This is a genomic window from Rhizobium sp. P1_E1 (assembly GCF_056406015.1).
In genome coordinates, this window is the sequence record NZ_JBFUAY010000243.1 from 1 (window position 1) to 6,048 (window position 6,048).

Here is a 6,048-nt window from a genome sequence, read left to right on the forward strand (position 1 = left end):
GATCTGGACAACGTCACTCTTATCTTCATGCCACACGCCGAGCGCCCTAAAATATTCCGGGATGATGGCGTTGATGTTGTCCCGATCAGGCGGGGCGGTTTTTTTTGTGTCGAACAGGCCGCGCAACGTGGCCCGGACCCTTTCAATGAACGAGATCTCCCGCAGCGCAGGATTGAATTCCTCCCGCACTTCAAGATGCAGTTCGCGGACAACACGCTCTGCGATGCTTCTGGATCGAAGCCGTTCAGTCTCCGATTTCGCGTCAAGCAGATCACTGTGGCTGGCATCGTCCGCATCAAGTGATGTTGCGAGGGGCTGGTGGACAATTAACCGGGCCCAGCCCTGGTAGGTGGGCTCCAACCCAAAGATCATAATCGCCGCGGGCGCCATGAACAGAACGGTTATCGCGATGATCATGATCATTCTTCGCCGGACGAGACGGAAGACGGATCCCAGATCCAAGTTGTCCGCCTTGGTCTCCACCTGAAAGCGAGGATCGTAGCGCATCGGCGAGATCGGAAGGTTGCGGTCCGGCGGAACAGTGGAAATCGTCATCGTGCGCCAACCATTGCTTGAGGTTTCGCGGAAACGGTTTCGTAAAGTTTCTCGAGCGACCGCATATAGGCCCTCATGCTGAAATGGTTGAGATAATGTGTGCGCCCCTGGACCGAGAGGCGGATACAGATTTCTGGATCGGACACCAGCTTCGCCAGGGCCGCAGCCAGGGCATCCTGGTCTCCGACCGGGACGAAGATGCCGGTTTCGCCGTCGGTAATGACTTCGTCATGCGCCCCGACACGCGTGGTGACGACGGCGAGACCGTGGGACAGCCCTTCGAGCACGGCCATTGCCAGACCTTCGGCGTGCGAAGGCAGAACCAGTATATCTGCACGCGCACACAGGGCTCGCGCCTCACCGGCGTCAAGCCAGCCGGGCATTTCTACCAGATTCGCAAGCGCCATGGCGTCAGCCTGACGGCGATAATCCTCGACAGGTCCGTCGCCTGCAAGTACAGCCCGCCACTGGAGTTCTTTCATGACCGGGTGGCTCAGCGCCAACAGAAGCTCTCTGACCCCCTTGCGTTCACTCAACCGGCCAAGGAATACGATCAACGGTATCTGACCGACGCGAATATCGTGCGACCCAGGGTCGGGGACGCAATTATGGGCAACGACCGTGCGGCGCTCGTCAACGCCCAGCAGTGTCGTCAGCGTCATGCGATCGCGCTGGCCGAGCGCCACAACGCAATCGGCATTTTGAAACATCCGACGTATGAGCCGTTGTTGGCGCGGCGAGCGTTGCGCAAAGTCGCCGGCATAGTCGTAATCGTGCAGGTGCAATATGTGGCAACACCCGAACAAACGGGCAGCCTCGGTCAGGATCAGTTTTCGGGAGGTGCTGCCGCGGCCGGCGATATGGATATGGTGAATGCGAGCGGGCGCAACAATCCGGTCCTTTGCCATCGTCAGGATGGCGGCGAGCAGGCGTGCGGGTGATGCCACCTTGGACCATCGAGCCCCTCTGGTATCGGTGACGAAATGTTGCGTTCCAGTCTCTTTCGCGGTCTCTGTTATATAGCCGATCAGCCTGCCAATTCCGCCGCCGTTCTCACAGCCGCCCGGAACATAGTGGCGGACGCTAGCCGCGTTCGGTGCTGCCATTCGACTTCTGTCCGTGAGGGCCTCCATCAGCATGACCCGACCACCTCCCGATAAACGGCCGCGGCTTGGGCGCCGACCCGTTCAGGCGAATTCGGTCCTTGTGCCCATTGAATCGCATTGGCACCGAAATTGTTTCTAAGCTCGCCGTTGTCTGCCAATGTCCTGATTGCTGCCGCGAGCTCTTTGGCATCTCCGGGAGGGACCACCATTCCCAGCCCGTTGGGCTGAACGGTGCCTCGCAATTCACCGACATCCGTAACGATGACCGGTTTGCCAAATGCGGCCGCAAGGTTGAGCACACCGCTTTGGGATGCTTCCGTATAGGGAAGCACGACGATGTCGGTGTCCAGGAAAAGCTGGGCGACCTCTGCATCCTCGATGAAACGATTGCGAATATCGTAGCGGCCGGCTTCCCCCATGAGCGGCTGGAAGATAAGCGGATTGTCGCCACGTCCTGCGACCGTGATGCGCAGGTTGGGAAGTACGTCCTTCAGCATCGCCTCGGCCCGGACCAGATGTTCCAGGCCTTTGTAGGCAAAAATCCGTCCGAAGAGCAGGACGCGTATAGTTCCATCCGCTTCGCGCGGCGCCATCTTCTGTCGCCGGGCGAGCTCTGCATAGCGAAGGATGGAGGGATGCGACAGGACATGGACACAGTCCGGCGATTTTGAATATCGATCAACGGCCAGCCGCTTCAGTCCCTCACCGTGGACGACAAGATGTCCGGATTGTTTCACCATCAATTCGGGGGCCCAGCCGGGCAGCGTACGCGTATCGGAGTCGCCGGGATGGATTTCCACGTCATGAACGGTCGTCACAAGCGGGATCGGGCGCCAGAACGGCGCGGCGAGGTTCAGCCAAAGTGTCGAATTGCTGAGGAGATGGATGAGGTTCGGCCGCTCCCGCCGGATCAGACGCGTAAGCTGGTACAGAAACCAGGGATTGGAGACAGAACGGTGTCTCGGCCAGTCCAGAAGGTGCAGATCGACAGCTGGATCGATGGAAGAGGCGAGATGTGCGTAGCGCCGGCGCGGCACGGCAAGCACAACGTCTAGGTGTTGGGCAACGCCGCTGGCAAACGAGATGGTATAGTCTTCGAGTTCGGAAACCAATAGCAGCGCCTTCATTTCGCTGCCTCCGACAAGCCGACGTCCAGACCGAGCCGTGACAGGCCGCGCGCCGAGCGCAAACTATCGCGCGTCCGCCTGAGCAGGTTCGGTTCGCCGGCAAAGAAGAGGCCTTCGACGGCAAGCTTGAACCGGGTGCGTGCATCGGCTCCCTGCAGCTTTGCCGACGCGATGCGATAGGGATAGTGATCCGTCAGATGTAGTCTTGCCGGCAGTTCATGGGCTGAGAGAAAAAGGTTCGTCGCTTCAACGGTATGCTGCCAGTGCGTCATCCGCCTCCTTAGCGTGGTCGCATCCTCGGTCGCGCGATACCAGTTGTTATTGTGGATGCGGTAGAATCCAAGCGAATCCGGCATGGCAATAACGTCCCCCAGAAACGGATAGATCCCCACGAGCCAGGCGTCGGCTGATATGCGGAATTGCTCGGGAATGCTGCCCGCAGCATTCCATGCGCTACGTCGTACCGCGATGGCTGACGTCATCGGAAAAGGCCACCAACCAGCCGATCTCGTGAGCAGCGGCGACAAAGCGCCCGAACACAGGCTTCGAGGGATCGGCTTGGAAGTCGGCGTGCCATCGACAAGCGTTGGCTGCAGTCGGTGATAGACGAGCGATGCTTGAGGGTTTGCGCGGAACGCTGCAGCCGTCGCCGACAGCTTGCTCGGCGCCCACCAATCGTCGGCATCCAGAAAGCAGAGGATCTCGCCCGCGCTTGCGCGCACAGCGGTATTGATTGCGGCGGCCTGTCCTGCGTTTTCCTGAAAGATCACCTTCACACGGCTGTCATACGCGTCCAGAACAGACCGCGACTGGTCGGTAGAGCCGTCATCGACGACGATTATCTCGACGTTGTGCGCGTCCTGGTTCAACACGCTGTCTATCGCCCGCCCGACGAAGCGAGCGTAGTTGTAATTATTGATGAGGACACTGAGGGCTGGCTGCTCCATGACGCGTTCTCAGGCGGATTGCGGCGTTGCACCGCTATACAGCAGCGCAAAGTTGCTTAAGACGTCGTCCTTGGCGCGGCCATCGAGGTTTGGAGCCTCAGGGATGGTGATATCCAAAGTCCTTTGTCGGCCGGACAGCATCTCGCGCAGAGCCGATGAGATCGCCACGCCGAGTAGGGCGCCCGTCGTGTTGCATAGAGAACTAGGATCATGACGCAAAAACATAGAAATCCTAAACCTTCCAGGCTTCGACTGCAGAGAGAGCCTCTGTCAGAATTGTTGCCTCATGCCAGCGGAAACGCGGCTTACCCACCACGCTTCACAAGACGATCGTTGCCACGGTACCGGTGAACCGACATGTGCAACATCTGCTCTTAAGGGCAATCCGGTGACATGAAGACCCGTCTTTTGGCTAAGCACCGGCTGAAGTCTTACGCACACCATAGTCTTTAGGTGGAGCGAAGGTGCATTAGGCGTAGCCCGCCCTTCACTAGGACAGGTTGACTGCGGATGTGGCTGAATGGTTGCTTGGGAGCAGTGCAGCACGAATGCCGACACCTGTTTTTTGATCTGCCGCGATCAACAGTCGCTTGTGTTTCAAGTCAGTCGGGACGGATAATGAGAGTAGATAGCCTCGGAACTGCCAGCGGACCAACCATCAGTTGGCGGGTCATCGAATGCTGGGGCGCCAGCATATCCATTTTTCTTCAGGCAGGCGCCTTTCTGCCACTCATCCTGTCAGATGCGGACGGAACGCTCAGCGAATCTGCCAAATCCATGCTGCGTCTTCCTTGCTTTCCTGTGTATGCATTTACAATCGTGATCCTGATACGCAATTTTCCGCAATTTCTAACGGCGCTCAGGCGAAATCTGATTGTTCCCCTGATCCTTGTCCTGCCGTTTTTGTCTACCCTGTGGTCAATAGCACCTCCAACGACCTTGAGGCGCGCCATCGGCCTTTTGTTTTGTGTACTTCTTTCCTACGTTCTGGCGATACGGTTCACGCCAAGGCAGCTGCTGTTCCTGTTATTTGTGACCCTGGGAACCTGTAGCGTCCTCAGTGTGGTTATCTCCTTGGTGTCACCAGCCCTCGCCAGTATGCCGGATGGTTCTATGCGGGGCGTCTTCATTCACAAGAACGTCCTGGGCTGGTACGCAGCTCTGACGATCCTGGTCGCGACTGCCGTGCTGATAGACGGGACGCTCGGCCTGCGGCGAACCGCGTTCATCGTATTGGCCGCGGGTGTGATTTGCCTTGCAAGCTCCGGATCAATGACCGCGATCATTGCAACGTCGGTGGCCTATTGCCTAATCGGCTTTTATTCCCTCCTGCAAAGAAGCAGCAGCATTGGCCGCGTCGTCATCGTCCTGTTTTTCATTCAGCTGTCTCTCGGCATTCTGATTTCGCTTCACGAATTCCTGGTTCCGGCCCTTGAAGCGCTCGGCAAGGACGCGACTTTGACGGGTCGGGTGCCATTGTGGGAACTGGTTGATCGCGAAATATCCGATMGTTGGTTTCTTGGTTATGGCTACCAGGCTTTCTGGACAACCGCGAACCCGGAAGCGACGCACATGTGGTTAAAGCTCGGATGGCCGGCGCCCCACGCGCATAATGGATACCGCGATATCTTGTTAAGCTTTGGAATAACGGGAATGATTCCGTTTGTTCTGATGCTTCCTCAGGCAATCCGCCGGGGCGCGGTCCTTCACTGTCACGATACGCAGTACGGGTGGCTCTGGCTCAACGTCCTAACAATCATGATTCTGGTGATGAATCTGACCGAGAGTATTTTTTTCGTTCAGAATGATGCCATCTTCATCCTGTTTACCGCAGCCATCATCATGTTTTCGCTGTACGCGCCCGTCGTTTCGCTCAGCCGTTCGCCACCTCGGCAGGCGCCCTCGCGTGGCGTTGCGAGCGGGTTGCAGATATCATGAGGCGGCATTTTGGACTGATCCTGAGCATTTTGCCTGTCATGCTCTATCCGCAGTCCGGCAATCCGGCTCCAGTAGGGACAGAGATAGATGCGCCCGAGCGCTTGCAGATGCTCGTCAGGGAGGCCACTTGCGCGGAAGCTTCCGCGACTTTGTCAGCCAAGTTGGATGGAACTTCTTTAAGCGACATTTTGAGCAGCAGCACCGGGGCGCGGACGATATTTTACGTTTCTCCCGATGGTAAGGACACCTGGAGCGGCCTCCTACCAACCGCAGATGAGCAGAGTGGCGACGGCCCTTTCGCTAGCATCGAAAGAGCCCGTGATGCTGCCCGTGAGAAGGGCGGCACCAACACAATCGCGCTGGGAAAAGGCGATT

The 6,048-nt window shown here is 57.9% G+C and carries 5 protein-coding genes and 1 pseudogene; 2 read left to right on the top strand and 4 right to left on the bottom strand.

Translation table 11 applies throughout. The features are described 5' to 3' along the window. The 4 genes from AC1D1Z_RS32780 to AC1D1Z_RS32795 all read right to left on the bottom strand — a co-directional run. A partial coding sequence (locus AC1D1Z_RS32780; RefSeq protein ID WP_477853014.1) for a Wzz/FepE/Etk N-terminal domain-containing protein occupies positions 1–555 on the bottom strand: 555 nt, incomplete at its 3' end. Then, positions 552–1,694, bottom strand: coding sequence for a glycosyltransferase (locus AC1D1Z_RS32785; protein WP_131647627.1), 1,143 nt, complete (start codon positions 1,692–1,694; stop codon positions 552–554). The genes AC1D1Z_RS32785 and AC1D1Z_RS32780, both read right to left, overlap by 4 nt. Continuing rightward, complete coding sequence (locus AC1D1Z_RS32790) at positions 1,688–2,788, bottom strand: glycosyltransferase family 4 protein (RefSeq protein ID WP_131647628.1); 1,101 nt, start codon at positions 2,786–2,788, stop codon at positions 1,688–1,690. The genes AC1D1Z_RS32785 and AC1D1Z_RS32790 overlap by 7 nt, the downstream gene beginning before the upstream one ends. After that, positions 2,785–3,735 (bottom strand): glycosyltransferase family 2 protein, encoded by a 951-nt coding sequence (locus AC1D1Z_RS32795; RefSeq protein WP_131647629.1) that lies wholly within the window; start codon positions 3,733–3,735, stop codon positions 2,785–2,787. Before AC1D1Z_RS32795 ends, AC1D1Z_RS32790 begins: the two co-directional genes overlap by 4 nt. A 618-nt stretch (positions 3,736–4,353) precedes the next feature. Between AC1D1Z_RS32795 and AC1D1Z_RS32800 the strand changes: the two genes are divergently transcribed. After that, positions 4,354–5,673 (top strand): O-antigen ligase family protein, encoded by a 1,320-nt coding sequence (locus AC1D1Z_RS32800; RefSeq protein ID WP_477853017.1) that lies wholly within the window; start codon positions 4,354–4,356, stop codon positions 5,671–5,673. After that, positions 5,670–6,048, top strand: a pseudogene (locus tag AC1D1Z_RS32805) (right-handed parallel beta-helix repeat-containing protein); the annotation flags it as partial. The gene AC1D1Z_RS32800 and the pseudogene AC1D1Z_RS32805, both read left to right, overlap by 4 nt.